Below are 18,041 nucleotides of genomic sequence, written 5' to 3'. Positions count from 1 at the left end.
CCGCTCGGTCAAGACGCTACGTACGGGGACGACGGGGTGGGAAGAGGGACCGGAGGCTGCCGTTGGTCTAGCCCTGCGAAATACTTACGGAGCTGCGGTGATGTCGCAATCTGGCGGAAACTTTCACGACCGGGAAATCCAAGGCAGGGGCTGACGTGCACGAAGAGGGAAACGGCGACGGTGGCCGGGGCGGGGCCGACCAGGCGCCGAGCGGTGTGGACCAGCCCGGATTCCTGGCGCTGGAACGCGAGTTGACCGTCCTGCTGCGCCGCGCCCGGGCCAACCAGGGGGAGATGGCCCGCGAGGTCCATCCCGACCTGGAGTCGGCGGCCTACGGGCTGCTCGTCCGTCTGGATGAATGCGGCCGTCAGCGTGCCACGGAACTGGCCGGCTACATCGGGGTCGGCAAGGCCACGATGTCCCGCCAACTGCGGGCCCTGGAGGACCTGGGCCTCGTCACCCGCGAACCCGACCCCGCGGACGGGCGGGCCTGGCTGGTCGACCTCACGGAGGAGGGCCGCTCCCGGGTGCACCGGGTCCGCGACGCCCGCCGGGCCCGGTACGCGGGCCGTCTGGCCCACTGGAACCCACGGGAGGTCACCGAACTGGCCCGCCTGCTGCACCAGCTCAACCGGGGCATGGAGAAGTAGCCCCACGCGTGCCGTTCCACCGGACGGGCTATCCGGAGCCGACCATGTGGGTTACGCGGACTGACGCGAGCCACCCCGGCCCGCCCGGGCGCCCCCGCACTGCTCCACCGACGTGAGCCACCCCGCCCGGACGCCCGCATACAGCTCCGCCGAAGCGAGCGGACGCGGGCCGAGGTGAGCTGTCTCGGCCGGTCCCCTCACAACTCCGCCGACGCGAGCCATCCCCCACACACCCTCAAAGCTCCGCATACACCGCCGAAGCGTCGTCGTGGGTCTTGCTGCGGCGCAGGTGCACCCGGGGCCCCGCGTCGGCACGTTCCAGTTCTCGGACGCGGTCCACGAGGGACTGGGCGCCCTCCTTGCGGACGAGGGCGAGGCAGTCCGGCCAGTCGCCCTCGTGGAACTTCTCGACCCACCGGGCCGCCCCGTCCGTCAGGGCCAGCAGGGCGCGCACCGACGAGCGCGGCAGCACCCCGGTCACCGCGCGCCCCGCCACCGAGGGATCCGCCGCCGCCGTGAAGAAGCCGCCCTCCTTGTTGCGGAGGTGCGCGTCGATCAGCGCGTCCGTGGCCAGGGAGGCGCGGGGCAGCCGGGAGAGGCGGTCGTCCAGCACCGCAGAGACCGTGCCGTCCGGCGCCGCCACCAGCAGTGCCGAGTCCGACAGCACCAGGTACTCGACCGACTCCGGGGTCCACCGCGCCGTCACCACCGTCGCCTGCGGCGTACGCGGGTGAGAAAGGTCACAACCTTCACCATGTGTCTCCGCTGTGCGCGCGATCGCCCGGGACAGCACCTCGGCCAGGGGAACATCCATGAGCGAAACGGCCAGTTCGGTCAGCGCCCCGCCGAGCCGGGCCGTGAACCACGGGACCGAATGCAGACAGCCCGTCGGACCCTTGGGCGGAGTGACCCCGTCGAGGAGGACCAGGACGCCGCCCCGCCCGGAAGCGGGCAGCGCGACACTCGCGAAGTCCTCGTTGGGCCACTGGACATCGCCGGGTTCCGAGACAAGTTCCGTACGCATCCAGCCAGTCTGCACGAGCCCTTCACAAGCTTCGCCAAAGCGTGGCAAGGATCGCGGAATTGACGTAGTCGCGCAGGTCAGGCGCCAGGTTTGGGCTGGAATGGCTGACTCCGGGCACGCGTGGTGGCGAATACTGCCATCGGTCCTCGCCGACGTCCAACCGGCCCGCCGCACAGGGCCGGTGCGTGTGCCGGAGGAACTTGCCCGCCAACTCCCCTCCGAGGTTCACTCCTTCGGGTGGCGGCTCAGGCGATGCGCGACCACCGCCCACCGGCGCTGGGAGGGTCGGGAACCGTACCCCGGTGTGCACACCAGTTGACGGAGCGTCACCCCGGGCCCATGGGTATCACGAGTTCAGGAATGCGAGCAGCGGTGCAGAAGACGCGGCCTCGTCGCACAGGCAAGCAGACGGCCTCCGGCAACGGCGCGGAGCGCACAGCCGCCACGCCCGGCGCCCCCGGGACTCCCGTCGGCAAGGGCCGCCCCACCCACGTCCGCACCCGGCTGATTCTCGCCGTAGCCGTCGTGGCCGCCGCGATCGCCGGGGCCGGCGCCCCCTCCCTCGTCACCGCCTCGGGGGAACTCCACGACTCCCAGGACCTGGTGACGCTCGCCGAGCAGACCCAGGACGCCCTCGACCTCGCCCACGCGCTCGCCGACGAACGCGACGAGGTCACCTCCTACATCGCGGCCGGACGGCCCAGGGCGAAGGCGCCCGGCGAGCAGGCGAGCGCCCGCGTCGACCGCCAGGCCGAGGAACTGCGCGCCGACACCGACCTGTCCGCCGCTCTGCGCGGCGACCTCGACGACATCGCCGCCGTACGCCGCTCCGCGCTCACCGGCAGGACCACCGCGCTGGAGACGCACAACGCCTACTCCGCCGCCATCACCGAACTGCACGGCCTCGCCGAGGAACTGGCCGCGCGGATGCCGGCCCGAGCGGGCTCCGGCGCCTACTCGCTCGCCGAGCTGGACTCCGCCGTACAGCAGGCCGCCGCCACCCGCGGACTCCTGCTCGCGGCGCTCAGCGTGCCGACCACGACCAGCAACGTCTACGACCCGATCACCGGCCTGACCAAGACCGAGAAGGTCTCCTCGAAGGCCGACGCCGCCCGGCGCGACGCGCTCGGCGCCGCCGCCCAGCAGGCCCGGCTGCGCTCCGACGCGGCCCTCGCCGACTTCCGGGACTCCGCGCCCGCCGCCGCCAAGGCGAGCTACGACTCCACGGTCACCGGCCCCGAGGTCAACTCCGCCGACAAGTACCTCGCCGCCCTCACCGACCAGCCCACCCTCTCCGACGGCGAGCTGAACACCAACACCGCCAAGCTCGACGCCGCCCTCTCCGCCCGCGTCGACCTGATGCGCGGCGCCGAGTCCGCGCTCTACGACCGCCGGGTCAAGGCGCTCGCCCAGCTCCGCGACGACGACGTCACCGCGCTGGAGGCGCGGGTCGCGATCCTCGGCGCCCTGATGCTGCTGGCGGTCGGCATCAGCACCGCCATGGCCCGCACCCTCACCCGGCCCCTGTCGGTGCTGCGCCGCGGTTCCGCCCGGCTCGCCGGCGCCGAGGACCCCACCACCGAGGAAGCCGTCTCCTTCACCGGCCGCAACGACGAGTTCGCCCAGGTCGTCCGCTCCGTCAACACCCTGCACGCGCACGCCGTGTCGCTCGCCGAGCGCATCAACACCCTGGAGTCCGACCGCAAGCACCTGGTCGGCCAGCGCCAGAAGATGGCGGACGCCCGCGAGCAGCTCAAGAGCGAACTCGCCGACTCCGCAGCGGAGTTGGAGCGGCTGCGCACCACCATCGGCGCCACCTTCGTCAACCTCGCACTGCGCACGCTCGGCCTGGTCGAGCGGCAACTCGCCGTCATCGAGGGCCTGGAGGAGCGTGAGCAGGACCCGGAGCGCCTCGCCACCCTCTTCAAGCTCGACCACTTCGCCACGGTCATGCGCCGCCACAGCGAGAACCTCCTCGTCCTGGCCGGCACGGAGCACGTGCAACAGAGCGCCGGCCCGGTCCCGCTCGTCGACGTGGTCCGCGCCGCGGTCAGCGAGATCGAGCGCTACGAGCGGGTCCGTATCGCCGCGCTCCCGCCCCACGCCCACGTGGTCGGCTTCGCCGCGGACGACCTCTCCCACCTGCTCGCCGAACTGATGGAGAACGCCACCTCGTTCTGCCCGCCCGACGTGCCCGTCGAGGTCTCCGGCTGGCTCCTGGAGAGCGGTGAGGTCATGCTCTCCGTCCAGGACGAGGGCATCGGCATGACCGCCGAGCGGATGACCACCCTCAACTCCCGCCTCGCCGACTTCGACCCCGAGGCCGCCTACGAGTCGTACGACGAGGGCGACGAGGGGCTGGGCCTCGGCCTGTACGTCGTGGCCCGCCTCGCCCACCGGCACGGGGTCCGGGTGCAACTGCGCGAGCAGAAGCAGGGGGGTGTGGCCGCCGTGGTGGTCCTCCCCAAGGCGCTGCTCACCGCCGCGCCCCCGGCCGCCGTACCGGCGGCCTCCGGCACCGGCACCGGCCCGGTTTCCGGCGCGGCCCACTCCTTCTCGCTTCCCGGCGCGGACGCGGAGGTCAACTCCAACGTCCTGAACGGCCGTTCGCAGGACGACCCCTTGGTGGCGATGGCCGAGAAGGCCGTACGCCGGGCGGAGGCGGAGACCCCCGCCGAGACGACGATGGAACTCCTGGCCCCGATACCGGCCCAGGGGGAGCCGGACCCGGTGCGGCCGGACCCCCTGCCGGACGAGCCGCCGGCGCCCGATCCCGAGCCCGCGCCCGACGCCGAGGCGGAGACCGAACACACCCGCGCCGAGGAGGAGCCCCTCACCGACAAGGGCCTCCCCAAGCGCACCCCCAAGATCACCGCACCCGCCGCCCCGGCCCCGCGCCGGCGCAACGCGTCCGTGGACGCCGACGCGCTCCGTCGCAGGCTCGGCGGCTTCCGCAGGGGGGCGGAGGCCGGCTACCGCGACGTGGAGGCGGAGATCAAGGAACAGACCGGCGAGACCAGACTGCCGGCCGCAGAACAACGCACCGCATCCGAAGAAGCCACGGGGGGCACAGCCGAGGAGGCAAGCAGTTGACCGCGCCCAGTACCTTCGGACTGAGTCGTGAAGCCCGCAATCTCCACTTCCTGCTGACCAACCTCGTGGAGGAGGTGCCCGGCGTCCAGTCCGTCGCCGTGGTCTCCTCCGACGGCCTGCTCCTGCTCTCCTCCGACGCCGAGCGGAACGCGGAGGCCCGCGAGGCCCGTGACGGGAAGCCCACCGGCCCGCGCGGCTCGTCCGCCGACCTCGCGACCATCGTCTCCGGCATCGGCAGCCTCACCCTCGGCGCCGCCAAGCTCATGGACTTCGGCACGACGAAACACACCATGATCGCGATGGACGAGGGCAGCCTGTTCGTCATGTCGATCAGCGACGGTTCGCTGCTCGGCGTGCACGGCTCCGCGGACTGCGACATGAGCGTCGTCGCCTACCACATGGCGCTCTTCGTCGGCCGCGCCGGACACGTCCTGACCCCCGAACTCCGCAGCGAGCTGCGCCAGTCGCTGGAGCACGACGAGACAGGGAGCGCCCGATGACGAACAGGCCCGAGCTCCCGGTCCGCGGCGGCGACCGCAAGGCCGCCCGGGTCCGCCCGTACTCCCTCACCGGCGGCCGGACCCGCTTCGGTCACGTCCTGCTCGTGGAGACGTTCGTGGCGGCTCTGGAGGCTCCCGAGGAGCGCAAGGAGCTCACCAACGGCTCGCTGAAGTCGGTCATGCCGGAGCTGCGGGCCATCGTCGAACTGTGCCGCCGGATGCGCACGGTGGCCGAGATCGCCGCGCTGCTGAAGATGCCGCTCGGCGTGGTCCGGGTGCTCCTCAGCGACCTCGCGGACCAGGGAAAGATCCGTGTGTACGGCACCGGGACCGGTCATGGCACGGGCCGTCCCGACCGCGCTCTGCTGGAAAGGGTGCTGAGTGGACTCCGCCGTCTCTGACGCCGCCGCCTCCCGGGAGGCCGGCGTCACCCCGTTCGTCGACGTCGAGACCGACGACGACCTCAAGTCCTGGCAGACGGACCGCACCCGGGCCCCCATCGCCACGAAGATAGTCGTGGCCGGCGGCTTCGGCGTCGGCAAGACCACCCTGGTCGGCACCGTCTCGGAGATCGAGCCCCTCCAGACGGAGGCGCTGATGACCGAGGCCAGCGAGCAGGTCGACGACCTCTCCGGCACCCCGGAGAAGGTCACCACCACCGTGGCCATGGACTACGGCCGCATCACGCTCGACGACGACCTCGTCCTGTACCTCTTCGGCACCCCCGGCCAGGAGCGGTTCTGGTTCATGTGGGACGACCTGGTGCGGGGCGCGATCGGCGCCGTCGTCCTGGCCGACACCCGCCGCCTGAAGGACTCCTTCCCCGCGCTGGACTACTTCGAGAGCTGCGGACTGCCGTACGTCGTCGCGGTCAACCACTTCGACGACAGCGAGCTGTTCGAGCCGGAGGACGTGCGGGAGGCCCTCAGCGTCCCCCGGCACATACCTGTCATGATCATGGACGCGCGGCGGAAGATCTCGGTCATCGAGACCCTGCTGTCCCTCGTCGGCCACGCGCTGGACGAGACCCCCGAGTAGTCCACCCTTAGGAGCCAGCACCCGCATGCGGAAGATACTCGTCGTCGGAGCCGGCCAGTCCGGACTCCAGCTCGCCCTCGGCCTCCAGTCGCACGGGTACGAGGTCACCCTGATGTCCAACCGGACCGCGGACGAGATCCGTTCCGGCCGGGTCATGTCGACGCAGTGCATGTTCCACACGGCACTCCGGCACGAGCGCGATCTCCAGCTCAACTTCTGGGAGTCCCAGGCCCCGAAGATCGAGGGACTCGGCGTCTCGGTGGCGGCACCCGGCTCGTTCGACCCGGGGCCCTCGCAGCGCGCGATCGACTGGCTGGGCAGGCTCGACGGGTTCGCGCAGTCGGTCGACCAGCGCGTGAAGATGGCCGGCTGGATGGAGACCTTCGCCCAGCGCGGCGGCCAGCTCGTCATCCACGGCGCGGCGGTCGGCGACCTCGACTACTTCTCCCGCACCTACGACCTGGTCCTGGTCTCGGCCGGCAAGGGCGAGCTGGTCTCCATGTTCGCGAGGGACCCGGAGCGCTCCCCGTACCGCGAGCCGCAGCGCGCCCTCGCCGTCTCCTACGTGCACGGTCTGGGCCCGCGCCCCGAGCACCCGGACACCGAGGCCGTCCGCTGCAACCTCGTCCCCGGCGTCGGCGAACTGTTCGTCATGCCGACGCTCACCACCTCCGGGCGGGCCGACATCCTGTTCTGGGAGGGCATACCCGGCGGCCCCGTCGACGTCTTCAACGGCGTGAAGGACCCGGCGGAACACCTCTCCCTGACCCTGGGACTCATGGAGAAGTTCCTGCCCTGGGAGTACGCGCGCGCCACGAACGTCGAACTCACCGACGCCGGCGGCACCCTGGCCGGCCGCTACGCGCCCACCGTGCGCAACCCGATAGGCCGCCTGCCCGGTGGGGGACTGGTCCTGGGCGTGGCCGACGTCGTCGTCGCCAACGACCCGATCACCGGGCAGGGCTCCAACTCCGCGTCCAAGTGCGCGGCCTCCTACCTCGCCTCGATCCTGGAGCGCGGGGAGAAGGAGTTCGACGAGGAGTGGATGCGCGGGACCTTCGAGCGGTACTGGGCCACCGCCCAGCACGTCACCAAGTGGACGAACGCGATGCTCGCGCCCCCGCCGGAGCACGTCCTGAACCTGATCGGCGCGGCCGGGCAGTTGCAGCCGGTGGCGGATCGGTTCGCCAACGGCTTCGACAACCCGGCCGACTTCGAGAACTTCTTCTACGAGCCGGACAAGGCGGAGGCCTTCGTGGCCTCGGTGGCCGGGGCCTGAGCCCTGTCGTCCGGACGTACGGCGCCGAGGAGCGGGTGAGCGGCGATCGGGGACACCCTGATCCGCTCGCCCGTCCGCGGGGCCTCGATGACCTGGCCCTTCCCGACGTACAGCGCCACATGGGTGGCCCCGGGGAAGTACAGGACCAGATCACCCGGACGCAGCCGCTTCAACGGGACCCTCGGCAGCCGGGCCCACTGCTCCTGGCTGGTCCTCGGGATCGGCGTGCCGGCGGACGCCCACGCCTTCGACGTCAGCCCCGAGCAGTCGTACGTCCTCGGGCCCTCCGCGCCCCACTGGTACGGCTTCCCTAGCTGCCGGCGGGCGTACCGCAGGGCCCGCTCGCCCGCCGTGGACGGCTTGCGCGCGTCCTCACCCAGGGCGCCGGACGTCGTCAGCTCCCGCTGCGCCTTCTCGACGCCCTTCTCCTCGAACTCCGCCAGCGCGGTGAGCTGTTCGGCACTGAGGGAGGCGAGCAGCTTCTCCACACCGTCGAGCTTCGCCCGTACGGCGTCCCGCTCCTTCTTCTGCCGGGCGGCGAGCGTGAGTTGCTGGTCGAGGGCCGTGCGCGCCTTGCGGGCCAGTGCGTCGGCGTGCCGCTCGGTGCCGGTCAGCCGGCCCACCGTCCTGGCCCGGCCCCGCGCCAACTGGCCGATGACGTGACCCTGTTCGATGGCGTGCTGGGGGTCGCGGGCGAGCAGGAGACGGACGTACGGCGAGATGTCGGTGCTGCTCTGGTACTGCTGGCGGGCCAGCCGGCCCGCGGCACGCCGGCTGTCGTGCAGCGAGAGCCGGACCTCGGAGAGCGCCGCGTCCAGACGGTTCACCTCGGCACGCTTCGCCTTCAGCTTCTCCTCGGTGGCGTTGTACGTCTCGGTGGCCTCCTCGGCCTCCCGGTACAGCCCCTGAAGATCCGTCAGCAGATCCGCGACGGAGCGCTCACGCGGCTCCGGCTCCGGCACGGCGGCCGCGGGCAGCGGCGCGAGAGCGGTGCCGGCCGCCACCGCCGCCGTACACACCAGACGCAGAAGCCTTCCTGACACGCCATCACCTCCCGTGCGGAGCAGCCCCTCTGTTCCGCACGGCGAGCATCGGACGCGGTCGCCGTCCGCGCGCGCCGAGTGTGGGCGGTTCGGCGCAACCTCGTCACCCGTCGGTGTCAGCCGGCCTGTCGGGCTTGGACCACGGCCACCTCGGCCGCTCGCCCGCCCGGCCCTCGGGGTCGTAGGTGTACTTCCACCCCTTCTGGATGCCCAGCCTGTTGTGCCCCCTGGGCACCCGGCGGTAGACCAGCACGCCGGGCGGGCCGCCGGCCGCGTCCGGGACGGGGATGCGGTACGTCTTCGGCGGGTGACCGGTCGGTCCCAGCAGCACGGGCAGCACCCGGCCGTCCATGGGACCGCCCTCGAAGGGGGTGTCTTCGCTCTTCACGGCACCAGTGTCAGTCATCCGCCGCGAGGGCCGTGACCAGCTCGGCGGTCTGCGGGTCGCGGTTCGCGGTCACCGAGAGCACGGCGACGAACTGGTCGACCAGCCAGTCCCGCAGCTCCAGGACCGGGGGCTGCTTGCTCTCGTCGAGCCAGATCAAGGAGGCCGCCTCCACCGCGGTGATCCACATCCGTACGGTCATGCGCAGCCGCAGGCCCGGTTCGGTGACACCGAGGTGGCGCAGGATGTGCTCGGCGGCGGCCCGGCGTACCCCGTCGACGATGGCGGTGGTCCGGGACGTCTCGACGACGCTGCCGCCCTGGAGCAGGGCGCTGAAGCCGGCGTCGTGCTCGTCGACGAAGGCGAGGTAGCGGTCGAGGGCGCGGGACAGGCGATCGAGCAGGGGGCCGTCCCGGGGCTCGTCGAAGCACTGCTCCAGTTCGTCCGCGGCGGACCGCAGCGCGGCCTCGTAGAGCTGCTGCTTGCCGCCGGGGAAGTACCGGTAGACGAGGGGACGGGAGACTCCGGCCGCTTCGGCCACGTCGTCCAGGGACACGTCCTCGGGGGCGCGGTGCGCGAAGAGGCCGAGGGCGGCCTCGAGGAGCTGGCTTCTGCGCTCCTCGACGCCGAGTCTCCGGTAGGCGGGCGCGGATGGGGTCATGAGTGCAGCGTAGTCGGCGTCCGCGGGAGCGTCGTGGCTGGTCGCGCAGTTCCCCGCGCCCCTTGAAGGCCGGACCGGTGCATGTCGTTCAGGGGTGCGGGGAACTGCGCGACCAGCCCCTGCCGGTCCGCGCACGACCGTCAGGCCAGCAGTCCCGAGGACTTCCACAGTCGGCGCCCGACGCCCCGGAGCACACCGATGTCGTCCAGGAAGTCGGTCAGCCGCTTCGCACCCGTCTGCATCACTTCCCGCCGGTGCCCGCTCGCTTTCACCTGCGCCAGCGCCTCCCGCTGGTCCAGGCCGACGTTCGTGTAGACCTCGGGGTTCACGAAGGCGACCGAGAACACCCGGGCGAACTCCCCGGACGTCACCCGGGTGAACTCCTGGGACCACCGCGGGGCGGAGACCATCTGGCGCCGCAGCTCCTCCCGCGCGTAGCGCACGTGCCGCGCCTCCTCCACGACGTGGATCCGCGTCACGCCCCGGATCAACGGCTGCACGCGCTCGTCCGGGAACGTCAGCCGCTGCATCCAGTCGAGGATCTCCTCACCCAGCAGCGTCGCCGTGAACGACCCCGGGGTCGTGGAGATCGTCTTGAACAGCCGCCCGAGCTGCTGATGGGTCCGGCTCACCGGGTACCAGGGCGTGTCGCCCCGGGTGATCAGCCGCGCGAACATCTTCGAGTGCCGGCACTCGTCCTCGATCTCGGTGAGGGCGTACCGCACATGCGCGCTCGTGGCCGCCTTGTCGTAGATGTGACGGCACAGGAGCTGCATGAGGATGATCTCGAACCAGATCCCCAGCGAGGCCAGCGCCGCGGCCTCGTGCCGGGAGAGCAGGATCCGCTGCTCCTCGCTCATCCGCCGCCACATCGGGGTGTCGTAGAGCGACACCAGCTCCGGCGGCCAGTACCACAGGCCGTCCTCGAAGGGCGCGTCCCAGTCGAGTTCCTTGTCCGGGTCGAAGGAGTGCTTGGCGGAGGAGTCGAGCAGCCGCTCGGCGACCTGCTCCCGGTCCTTGAGCAGGCCGAGGGCGTCACGCAGCCCTTCGAGCGCGTCGACATCTGTCAGACTCGTCATGGCTCTTATGAGACTGCTTGTCAGCAAGGCCGTCAATCCCTCGCGCACGACTTGTTGACCCGGCGTCTACAAAGGGGCAGCCTGCGGAACATGCCGACTTTCGACCTGTACACCACGGATCCCGGGGACCCCCACTGGCAGGTACCGGCCACGGGTCAGGCCCGTTTCGCCTGGGAGTACGACGACGGCCGCGAACGCCTCCTCGCCCTGTACCAGAAGGGCAAGGACAAGCAGTGGGACGGGCAGAAGCGCATCGACTGGGACCTCGAAGTCGATCCCACCGACCCCCTCGGCACCCCCGACGAGTCCATCTCCGTCTACGGCACCAAGTACTGGACGAAGTTCACCGACAAGGACAAGGGCGAACTGCGCAAGCACCTGGCCTCCTGGCAGTTCAGCCAGTTCCTGCACGGCGAGCAGGGCGCGATGGTGTGCGCCGCGCGGATCGTGGAGTCCGTGCCCGACCTCGACGCCAAGCTCTACTCGGCGACCCAGGTGATGGACGAGGCGCGGCACGCGGAGATCTACGGCCGCTTCCTCCACGAGAAGATCGGGATGCTGTACCCGATCAACGACAACCTCCGGTCGCTGCTGGGCGACACGCTGAGCGACTCCCGCTGGGACATGCCCTACCTCGGCATGCAGGTCCTCATCGAGGGCCTCGCGCTGGCCGCGTTCGGCATGATCCGCGACACCACCGACAAGCCCCTGCCGAAGCAGATCCTCGCCTACGTCATGCAGGACGAGGCCCGGCACGTGGCCTTCGGGCGCATGGCCCTGCGGGACTACTACCGGCAGCTCTCCGACGCCGAACTGCGCGAACGCGAGGAGTTCGTCATCGAGGGCTGCCACCTCATGCGGGACCGGCTGCGCGGGGTCGAGGTGCTGGAGAACTTCGGCATCCCGAAGGCGGAGGCCGAGGAGTACGCCGAACGGTCCGAGTTCCTCGCCCTCTTCCGCCAGTTGCTCTTCTCCCGGATCGTCCCCTGCGTCAAGGACATCGGCCTGTGGGGCAAGCGCCTCCAGCAGGCCTACGTCGACATGGGCGTATTCGAGATGGGCAACTCCAACCTCGACCTCCTCATGGCCCAGGACGAGGAGATCGCCGAGAAACTGGACGCGGAACGCTTCGCGGCCGAGGAGCGGGAACGGGTCGCGGAGGTACGGGAGACGATCGCGGCCGGGGAGGGGTGAGCGGCCCTAGACCGAGCAGCCCAGGTCGTCGGGTAGTTCGAGGACGGTGGCCGGCTCCGCCCCCTGCGCCGGATACGGCCTGCGCAGCGTGAAGGCGTACGGTGTCGGGCCGTGCGTGCGCAGGTGCAGCAGCCGCGACTCGGCCTCGGCGACCGTGGGGCGGTGGCCGGCCGGAACCCACCACAGGGCCACCATCGCCTCCTGGACCCGCTCGAAGAACTCCCGGCGGCGGGCGAGCATCGCGCGGTGCCGGCCCTGGTACATGTACGACGTCAGCGCGTCGGCGTCCCGCCACACCGACATGTTGATGATCAGCCACTCGTCGCCGAAGACGGCGATGTCGGTGGCGTCGCCCGCCTCGCCCTCCAGCCGCCAGACGAAACCGTCTGCGGCGTCCGCGTCGGCGTTCACGGGATCGAGGTGGTCGACGAAGTCCTTCAACTGCGCGGAGTCCAGCGGGGCTGTGAGACGGCCGATGTTCACCTGGGCGAGTTGGTACGCGGTCGCTTCAGTCATGGACCGAACGGTAGGTCGGCCGCCGAAGGCCCCTCAACCCCCGTCTCACTCCTTGGAGTTGAGCACCGCCTTCATCACCGCCCGCGCGATGGGCGCGGACACCCCGCCCCCGGTGATGTCCCCCCGGTCCGCCGACGCGTCCTCCACCACCACCGCCACGGCGACCTCGGGCTCCATGTCCCGCTCGCCCTGCGCCCACGCCACGAACCAGGCGTACGGCATCCCGGAGTTGTCGATGCCGTGCTGGGCGGTGCCGGTCTTGCCGCCCACGATCGCGCCGGGGATGGCCGCGTTGGTGCCGGTGCCCTCGGTCACCACCTGGGTCATGAGCTCCTTCAGCACCGCGGCCGTCGCCGGTTCCATCGCCTGCCGCACCGGCCGCGGACCCGCCGTGTCCACGATGCTGCCGCCCGCCGAGGTGGTCCGCTCCACGAGGTAGGGCGTGCGGATCTGGCCGCCGTTGGCGACGGCCGCCGAGACCATCGCCATCTGGAGCGGGGTCGCGCGGGTGTTGTACTGGCCGATCGACGACAGGGCGAGCTGCGCCCGGTCCACGGTCGGGTCGAAGGTGCTGCGGGCCACCGAGAACGGAATGCGCAGCGCGGGGTCGTTGAAGCCGAAGGCGCGCGCGGTGGCCGTCATGTCCCGCACCCCGACGTCCACCCCGAGCTTCGCGAACACCGTGTTGCACGACCACCGGAAGGCCTCCCGCAGGGACAGGTCCCGGCAGCCCTCGGACTCGTTGCTGAGCGAGGTGGTGGTGCCGGGCAGCGTGTACGGCGCCGGCGAGTCGGTCGGCGCGTCCACGTCCTCGATCACCTTCGCGTCCAGCGCGGCCGCCGCGGTGACCACCTTGAACGTCGAACCCGGCGGATAGGTCTGCCGGACCGCCCGGTTGAGCATCGGCCGGTCCGGGTTGCCGTTGAGCCACGCCCAGGACTGGCCCACCCCCGCGTTGTTGCCCGACAGCACCCCCGGGTCGTACGACGGCGAGGACACCAGCGCGAGGATGCGGCCCGTCGCCGGCTCCACGGCCGCCACCGCGCCCTTGCGCCCGGCGAGCCCGCGGTAGGCCGCCCGCTGCGCGGCCGCGTCGAGCGTCGTGACGACGTCCCCGCCCGGGTTGCGGCTCCGCGTGAAGTCGTTCCACAGCGGGAAGGGCCTCAGCATCGGGTCCGTGCCGGACAGGACCGCGTCCTCGCTGTGCTCCAGCAGACTCGTGCCGTACTCCTGCGAGGCGAAGCCGGTCACCGGCGCGTACAACGGCCCGTCCGTGTACGTCCGTTCGTAGCGGAGCTGCTCCCCGGTGTCCCGGGAGCCGGTGACCGGCCGCCCGCCGACCAGGATGTTCCCGCGCTCCCGGCCGTACCGGGCGATGTTCTCGCGGCGGTTGGCCGGGTTGTCGGCGTGCGCGTGGGCCTCGAAGACCTGGACGCGGGTGGCGTTGACGAGCAGTGCGGTGAGCAGCAGGACGCAGAAGCAGGCGGCGTGCCGGATGTAGCGGGCCATACCGGGGCCGGGGCCTGGTGTCGTCACGGGGTCTCCTTGCCGTCGTACTGGCGGCGGGCCGAGTCGCTCACCCGGATCAGCAGGGCGACGATCGCCCAGTTGGTGACGACCGACGAGCCGCCCTGGGCGAGGAACGGCATCGCCATGCCGGTGAGCGGGATCAGTCCGCCGACCCCGCCCGCGATCACGAACACCTGGAGCGCGACGATCGAGGCGAGGCCGACCGCCAGGAGCCGTCCGAAGGGGTCGCGCAGGGCGAGGCCCGCCCGGTAGCCGCGCTCCACGAGCAGGGCGTACAGCAGGAAGACGGCGGACAGTCCGGCCAGGCCCAGTTCCTCGCCCGCCGTCGCCAGGATGAAGTCCGACTTGGCGGCGAAGCCGATCAGGACGGAGTGGCCGAGCCCGAGCCCGGTGCCGAGGACCCCGCCCGCCGCGAAGGCGAACAGGGACTGCGCGAGCTGGTTGGGTCCCTGGCCCGCCTCGATCGAGGCGAAGGGGTGCAGCCAGTCCTCCACCCGGCTGTGCACGTGCGGTTCCAGCCAGCCCACGGCGAAGGCGCCGACGGTGGCCAGCAGCAGGCCGATCGCGATCCAGCCGGTGAGGCCGGTGGCGACGTACAGCAGGACGACGAACAGCCCGAAGAACAGCAGCGAGGTGCCGAGGTCGCGCTCCAGGACCAGGACCCCGACGCTGAGCAGCCAGATGGCGAGCAGCGGGCCCAGCACCCGGCCGGTGGGCAGTTGGAGCCCCCAGAACCGCCGTCCGGTGAACGCCAGCGCGTTCCGGTTGGTCGCGAGATAGGCGGCGAAGAACACGGCCAGCAGCACCTTCGCGAACTCGCCCGGCTGGATGGAGAACCCGGCGATCCGGATCCAGATGCGGGCGCCGTTCACGGCCGGGAAGAGGATCGGCAGGATCAGCAGGGCGAGCGCGGCGGCGACGCAGACGTAGGCGTACCGCTGGAGCACGCGGTGGTCGCGCAGCATCAGGACGATCACGGTGAACAGGGTCACCCCGACCGTGGACCACACGAGCTGGGTGGGGGCGGCGCGGTCGCCGGGCGTCTCCAGGTCGAGCCGGTAGATCAGCACCAGGCCCAGGCCGTTGAGCAGCACCCCGATGGGCAGCAGGAGCGGATCGGCGTACGGCGCCCTCAGCCGCACCGCCAGATGGGCGACGAACGCGAGCACACCGAGCCCGGCGCCGTATCCGGCGGCGCCGGGCGGGACGGTGCCGTTCCTGGCGAGGCCCACCGCGCAGTAGCCGTACACCGACAGGAACACGGCGAGGGCGATGAGGGCCAGTTCGATGCCACGGCGCCGGGGCAGGCGTACCGCGCGAGCGGAGGTGTCCGCGGGGGCCACGGTGGTTCCGGCCTTGGTCATGTCCGGAACTTACCCAAATAGCACGTGATGTCTGCCTAGCCTGCGGGAGATGTCAGCACCAGCGTGGCGCCGAACCGATGGTCCTGATGTACCGGGCCGACCCCCAGGCCCAGGTGCCGTCCGTGAGGAGGTACCACTGGCGGTTGCCCTGGACGCTCTGGCCGTTGGTCCGGCAGAAGATGGAGACGACCTCACCCCGTTCGGCCCAGCGGATGATCTGGCCGCCCCGGTTGGGCGCGCTGCGCAGCGCCAGCGAACTGGCCGTCACGACACCCCGGGCCAGGCGTGAGTTCTGGTTCTGGCCCTGGTTCTGCCCTTGGTTCTGGCCTTGATTCTGGCCCTGGTTCTGGCCCTGGTTCTGGCCCTCGTTCTGGTGGTTCCCCGAGGAGCTCTGGGGGTCGTCGTCGCCCCACTCGTCACCGGCGACGGCAGGCGTGGCGAGGGCGGTGACGGCGAGGGCGCAGGCGGCGACGGCTATGGGGAGACGGGAGCGCAGGGACATGGGGGGACCTCCGTTGGGGGCGGACCTGACTGTTCGCCACGTTAGGAGGCGTGCGGACCGGTCGCCCTTTCAGATGGGCCATAGGAGCAGCGCCTACCGCAACGTCAGCGTCGCGACCGCCCCGCCGTCCTCCGCGTTCGAGAACGAGAGCCGGGCCCCGAGCACCTCCGCCTGTCCCACCGCGATCGTCAGCCCCAGCCCGTGCCCCCGGGCCCCGCCCTCCGTGCGGAACCGCTGCGGGCCGTGCTCGACGAGATACGCCGGGAACCCGTCCCCGTGGTCCCGTACCGTCACCACCGCCCCGTCGACCGTCAGCGACACCGGTCCCCGCCCGTGCCGGTGCGCGTTGGCCACCAGGTTGCCCAGCACCCGCTCCAGCCGCCGCCGGTCCGTCTCCACGGCCAGATCCCGTACGACGACGACCTCGGTGTCGGTCCCGGACGCCCGCACCACCCGCTCGGCCACCGCGCCCAGGCGCTCTGCGTCCAGCTCCAGCTTCTCCCGGCCGGTGTCCAGCCGGGAGATCTCCAGCAGGTCCTCGGTCAGCGTCCGCAGCGCGGCCACCCGGTCCCGCACCAGTTCGGTCGGCCGTCCCGGCGGCAGCAGCTCGGCCGCCGCGTGCAGCCCCGTCAACGGCGTCCGCAGCTCGTGCGCCACATCCGCGGTGAACCGCTGCTCGCTCAGCAGCTTCCCCTGCAACGACCCCGCCATGGAGTCCAGCGCGGCGGCCACCGCGGCCACCTCGTCCTGCGGCCGCGAGGGATCCTTCGTCCGCGGATCGCCGACACGCGCGTCGAGATCGCCCGCGGTGATCCGCCGGGCCACCCGGGCGGTCGTGTGCAGCCGGGTCGTCACCCGGGTGACCGCGAACGCTCCCACCAGCAGCGTCGCCGTGATCGCCAGCGCCGACGACCACAGGATCGCCCGGTCGAGGCCCGCGATCGTCCGGGCGCCCTGCGAGTAGTCGACCTCCACGGCCAGCGCCCGTTTCCCGTCCACCGGTCCCGCCGCCCACATCGTGGGGCGTCCTCGGTGCACGCCGACCATCGTGCCGCGGTCGCCGGCCACCGCCAGCGCCCGCAGCGAGCCCGGCAGGTCCGGCGGGTCCACGCCCGCGTCCCAGCGCAGGGTGTCCCCGGCCTCGTACGCCTCGGTCGCGTCCTTCAGCCGGCTCAGGGCCAGGTGCCGGGCCTCGCCGACGGTCTGGTTCGTCACCGAGACGTGCACGAGGACCCCGAGCAGCGCGGCCAGGGCGCAGCACATCACGGTGATGAACACGGCGGCCTTCACCGCGAGCGTGCCGGACCAGCGGGGCAGCGCGAGCCTCATCGCGAACTCGCCGACGGGCTGGGCGTCGGGCTGAGCGTCGGGCCGGGTGTCAGGCTGGGCGTCGGGCTCGGCGCGTCCCCGAGGGCCCGGCTGCCGGTGCGGAGCATCTCGTCGTGCGTGAGGAGCATCGACTTCTGCTGCGGGTCCCAGGTCCACTGGAGCCGGTACTCGTACCCGGCCACCTCGCTCGGCGACCGGATGATCACCGAGTGCCCGGCCAGCTCGACCCCGCTGACCGCGTCCTCCCAGTGCATGACCCGCACCAGCCGGTGCTTCGCCACGGTGTAGACGCGGACGGCGGTGACATTGCCGGGCAACTGGAGGAAGCCCAGCGTCAGGTCCTCGTGCCCGTCACCGGTCAGATCGCGGTAGTACGGCTTCAGCACGGGACACCGCTTCCCGGCCGCCCCCGCCTTCCCGCAGTCGGCCATCCGGCGGGCCGTCTCGGCGTACCCCGCGCCGGCGTAGGTGCCGGGGTCCTCGCGGATCTCGGCGCGCACCAGCGCGACCGGGTCCACCGTGCGGATGTCGTCGCCGGGCACGGAGACGCCCGCCACGGTCTGCGAGTCCACCTCGCCGATCTCGAAGGCCGGGCTGGAGGCGGGCGTCAGCTCCGGCCACAACCGGTCGGGGCTGATCGCGGTCGGCGTCGAGCCCGCGCCCACCAGGTCGCCCGCGTCACCACAGCCTGCCGCGGCCACGAGCAGCACGGCGACGGCGGCTGCGGCACGGGCCGTACGGGGTGCGCGGCGGGCGGGTGGCACTGTGCTCCTGGGGTCGGGGCCGTCGGGGGCGTCGGCCCCGTACACATTATTCGTACGGACGTCCTTTTCGCCGTCCGGCGGTACCGGGCG

General features: G+C 71.8%; 18 protein-coding genes. 7 read left to right on the top strand and 11 right to left on the bottom strand.

Features of this window, described 5'->3' with window-relative positions; all coding sequences use genetic code 11:
• Window positions 1-155: 155 nt before the first annotated feature.
• Window positions 156-650, top strand: a complete 495-nt coding sequence (locus tag ACZ66S_RS05535; RefSeq protein WP_469899870.1) for a MarR family winged helix-turn-helix transcriptional regulator — start codon at window positions 156-158, stop codon at window positions 648-650.
• Window positions 651-885: 235 nt separating this feature from the next.
• Here ACZ66S_RS05535 and ACZ66S_RS05530 read toward each other — a convergent pair whose 3' ends face one another.
• Window positions 886-1,674, bottom strand: coding sequence for a protein phosphatase 2C domain-containing protein (locus ACZ66S_RS05530; RefSeq protein WP_469899868.1), 789 nt, complete (start codon window positions 1,672-1,674; stop codon window positions 886-888).
• A 372-nt stretch (window positions 1,675-2,046) separates the two neighbouring features.
• On the opposite strand from ACZ66S_RS05530, the gene ACZ66S_RS05525 reads away from it, so the two are divergent.
• From ACZ66S_RS05525 to ACZ66S_RS05505, 5 genes are read left to right on the top strand one after another with little or no spacing between them, the layout of a single operon-like run.
• On the top strand, window positions 2,047-4,767 hold the full coding sequence (locus ACZ66S_RS05525; protein WP_469899867.1) for a sensor histidine kinase: 2,721 nt from the start codon (window positions 2,047-2,049) through the stop codon (window positions 4,765-4,767).
• Window positions 4,764-5,267: a roadblock/LC7 domain-containing protein gene (locus ACZ66S_RS05520; RefSeq protein ID WP_469899865.1), complete on the top strand. Its 504-nt coding sequence runs from the start codon at window positions 4,764-4,766 to the stop codon at window positions 5,265-5,267. Before ACZ66S_RS05525 ends, ACZ66S_RS05520 begins: the two co-directional genes overlap by 4 nt.
• A complete protein-coding gene (locus ACZ66S_RS05515; protein WP_356028179.1) occupies window positions 5,264-5,668 on the top strand; it encodes a DUF742 domain-containing protein in 405 nt (134 codons plus the stop codon). Before ACZ66S_RS05520 ends, ACZ66S_RS05515 begins: the two co-directional genes overlap by 4 nt.
• Window positions 5,649-6,305: a GTP-binding protein gene (locus ACZ66S_RS05510; RefSeq protein ID WP_469899863.1), complete on the top strand. Its 657-nt coding sequence runs from the start codon at window positions 5,649-5,651 to the stop codon at window positions 6,303-6,305. The genes ACZ66S_RS05515 and ACZ66S_RS05510 overlap by 20 nt, the downstream gene beginning before the upstream one ends.
• Window positions 6,306-6,330: 25 nt before the next feature.
• Complete coding sequence (locus ACZ66S_RS05505) at window positions 6,331-7,584, top strand: styrene monooxygenase/indole monooxygenase family protein (protein WP_469899862.1); 1,254 nt, start codon at window positions 6,331-6,333, stop codon at window positions 7,582-7,584.
• On the opposite strand, the gene ACZ66S_RS05500 is transcribed toward ACZ66S_RS05505, so the two are convergent.
• From ACZ66S_RS05500 to ACZ66S_RS05485, 4 genes are all read right to left on the bottom strand, one after another.
• Window positions 7,533-8,627, bottom strand: coding sequence for a C40 family peptidase (locus ACZ66S_RS05500; RefSeq protein ID WP_469899860.1), 1,095 nt, complete (start codon window positions 8,625-8,627; stop codon window positions 7,533-7,535). The genes ACZ66S_RS05505 and ACZ66S_RS05500 overlap by 52 nt on opposite strands.
• Before the next feature lie 103 nt (window positions 8,628-8,730).
• Entirely contained in the window at window positions 8,731-9,033 is a 303-nt protein-coding gene (locus tag ACZ66S_RS05495; protein WP_469899858.1) for a hypothetical protein, read from the bottom strand.
• Window positions 9,026-9,673: a TetR/AcrR family transcriptional regulator gene (locus tag ACZ66S_RS05490; protein WP_469899857.1), complete on the bottom strand. Its 648-nt coding sequence runs from the start codon at window positions 9,671-9,673 to the stop codon at window positions 9,026-9,028. The genes ACZ66S_RS05495 and ACZ66S_RS05490 overlap by 8 nt, the downstream gene beginning before the upstream one ends.
• Before the next feature lie 140 nt (window positions 9,674-9,813).
• Entirely contained in the window at window positions 9,814-10,752 is a 939-nt protein-coding gene (locus ACZ66S_RS05485; protein WP_469899856.1) for an AurF N-oxygenase family protein, read from the bottom strand.
• A 90-nt stretch (window positions 10,753-10,842) separates the two neighbouring features.
• On the opposite strand from ACZ66S_RS05485, the gene ACZ66S_RS05480 reads away from it, so the two are divergent.
• Window positions 10,843-11,946, top strand: coding sequence for a ferritin-like domain-containing protein (locus tag ACZ66S_RS05480; RefSeq protein WP_469899855.1), 1,104 nt, complete (start codon window positions 10,843-10,845; stop codon window positions 11,944-11,946).
• A 6-nt stretch (window positions 11,947-11,952) separates the two neighbouring features.
• Here ACZ66S_RS05480 and ACZ66S_RS05475 read toward each other — a convergent pair whose 3' ends face one another.
• From ACZ66S_RS05475 to ACZ66S_RS05450, 6 genes are all read right to left on the bottom strand, one after another.
• Window positions 11,953-12,462: a DUF3291 domain-containing protein gene (locus ACZ66S_RS05475; protein WP_469899854.1), complete on the bottom strand. Its 510-nt coding sequence runs from the start codon at window positions 12,460-12,462 to the stop codon at window positions 11,953-11,955.
• Between the two features lie 45 nt (window positions 12,463-12,507).
• Entirely contained in the window at window positions 12,508-13,971 is a 1,464-nt protein-coding gene (locus tag ACZ66S_RS05470; RefSeq protein WP_469900853.1) for a peptidoglycan D,D-transpeptidase FtsI family protein, read from the bottom strand.
• 23 nt (window positions 13,972-13,994) lie between these two features.
• The gene (locus tag ACZ66S_RS05465; RefSeq protein ID WP_469899853.1) at window positions 13,995-15,356 is read right to left on the bottom strand and encodes an FtsW/RodA/SpoVE family cell cycle protein; all 1,362 of its coding nucleotides are present in this window, start codon (window positions 15,354-15,356) and stop codon (window positions 13,995-13,997) included.
• Between the two features lie 52 nt (window positions 15,357-15,408).
• Window positions 15,409-15,858: an SH3 domain-containing protein gene (locus tag ACZ66S_RS05460; RefSeq protein ID WP_469899851.1), complete on the bottom strand. Its 450-nt coding sequence runs from the start codon at window positions 15,856-15,858 to the stop codon at window positions 15,409-15,411.
• A 93-nt stretch (window positions 15,859-15,951) separates the two neighbouring features.
• On the bottom strand, window positions 15,952-17,187 hold the full coding sequence (locus tag ACZ66S_RS05455) for an ATP-binding protein (protein WP_469899849.1): 1,236 nt from the start codon (window positions 17,185-17,187) through the stop codon (window positions 15,952-15,954).
• Entirely contained in the window at window positions 17,184-17,951 is a 768-nt protein-coding gene (locus tag ACZ66S_RS05450; RefSeq protein WP_469899847.1) for a hypothetical protein, read from the bottom strand. The genes ACZ66S_RS05455 and ACZ66S_RS05450 overlap by 4 nt, the downstream gene beginning before the upstream one ends.
• Window positions 17,952-18,041 lie beyond the last annotated feature (90 nt).

It is taken from the genome of Streptomyces sp. NPDC107471 (genome assembly GCF_055582845.1).
Note: the sequence above shows the minus strand (reverse complement) of the source record. Positions and strands in the feature narration are given on the sequence as shown.

Excerpts from the sequence above, each read along its gene's own strand:
- ACZ66S_RS05465 (WP_469899853.1), bottom strand. The coding sequence starts at position 15,356 with ATGACCAAGGCCGGAACCACCGTGGCCCCCGCGGACACCTCCGCTCGC.
- ACZ66S_RS05460 (WP_469899851.1), bottom strand. The coding sequence starts at position 15,858 with ATGTCCCTGCGCTCCCGTCTCCCCATAGCCGTCGCCGCCTGCGCCCTC.
- ACZ66S_RS05490 (WP_469899857.1), bottom strand. The coding sequence starts at position 9,673 with ATGACCCCATCCGCGCCCGCCTACCGGAGACTCGGCGTCGAGGAGCGC.
- ACZ66S_RS05485 (WP_469899856.1), bottom strand. The coding sequence starts at position 10,752 with ATGACGAGTCTGACAGATGTCGACGCGCTCGAAGGGCTGCGTGACGCC.
- ACZ66S_RS05495 (WP_469899858.1), bottom strand. The coding sequence starts at position 9,033 with ATGACTGACACTGGTGCCGTGAAGAGCGAAGACACCCCCTTCGAGGGC.
- ACZ66S_RS05505 (WP_469899862.1), top strand. The coding sequence starts at position 6,331 with ATGCGGAAGATACTCGTCGTCGGAGCCGGCCAGTCCGGACTCCAGCTC.
- ACZ66S_RS05475 (WP_469899854.1), bottom strand. The coding sequence starts at position 12,462 with ATGACTGAAGCGACCGCGTACCAACTCGCCCAGGTGAACATCGGCCGT.
- ACZ66S_RS05455 (WP_469899849.1), bottom strand. The coding sequence starts at position 17,187 with ATGAGGCTCGCGCTGCCCCGCTGGTCCGGCACGCTCGCGGTGAAGGCC.
- ACZ66S_RS05530 (WP_469899868.1), bottom strand. The coding sequence starts at position 1,674 with ATGCGTACGGAACTTGTCTCGGAACCCGGCGATGTCCAGTGGCCCAAC.
- ACZ66S_RS05515 (WP_356028179.1), top strand. The coding sequence starts at position 5,264 with ATGACGAACAGGCCCGAGCTCCCGGTCCGCGGCGGCGACCGCAAGGCC.
- ACZ66S_RS05480 (WP_469899855.1), top strand. The coding sequence starts at position 10,843 with ATGCCGACTTTCGACCTGTACACCACGGATCCCGGGGACCCCCACTGG.
- ACZ66S_RS05470 (WP_469900853.1), bottom strand. The coding sequence starts at position 13,971 with ATGGCCCGCTACATCCGGCACGCCGCCTGCTTCTGCGTCCTGCTGCTC.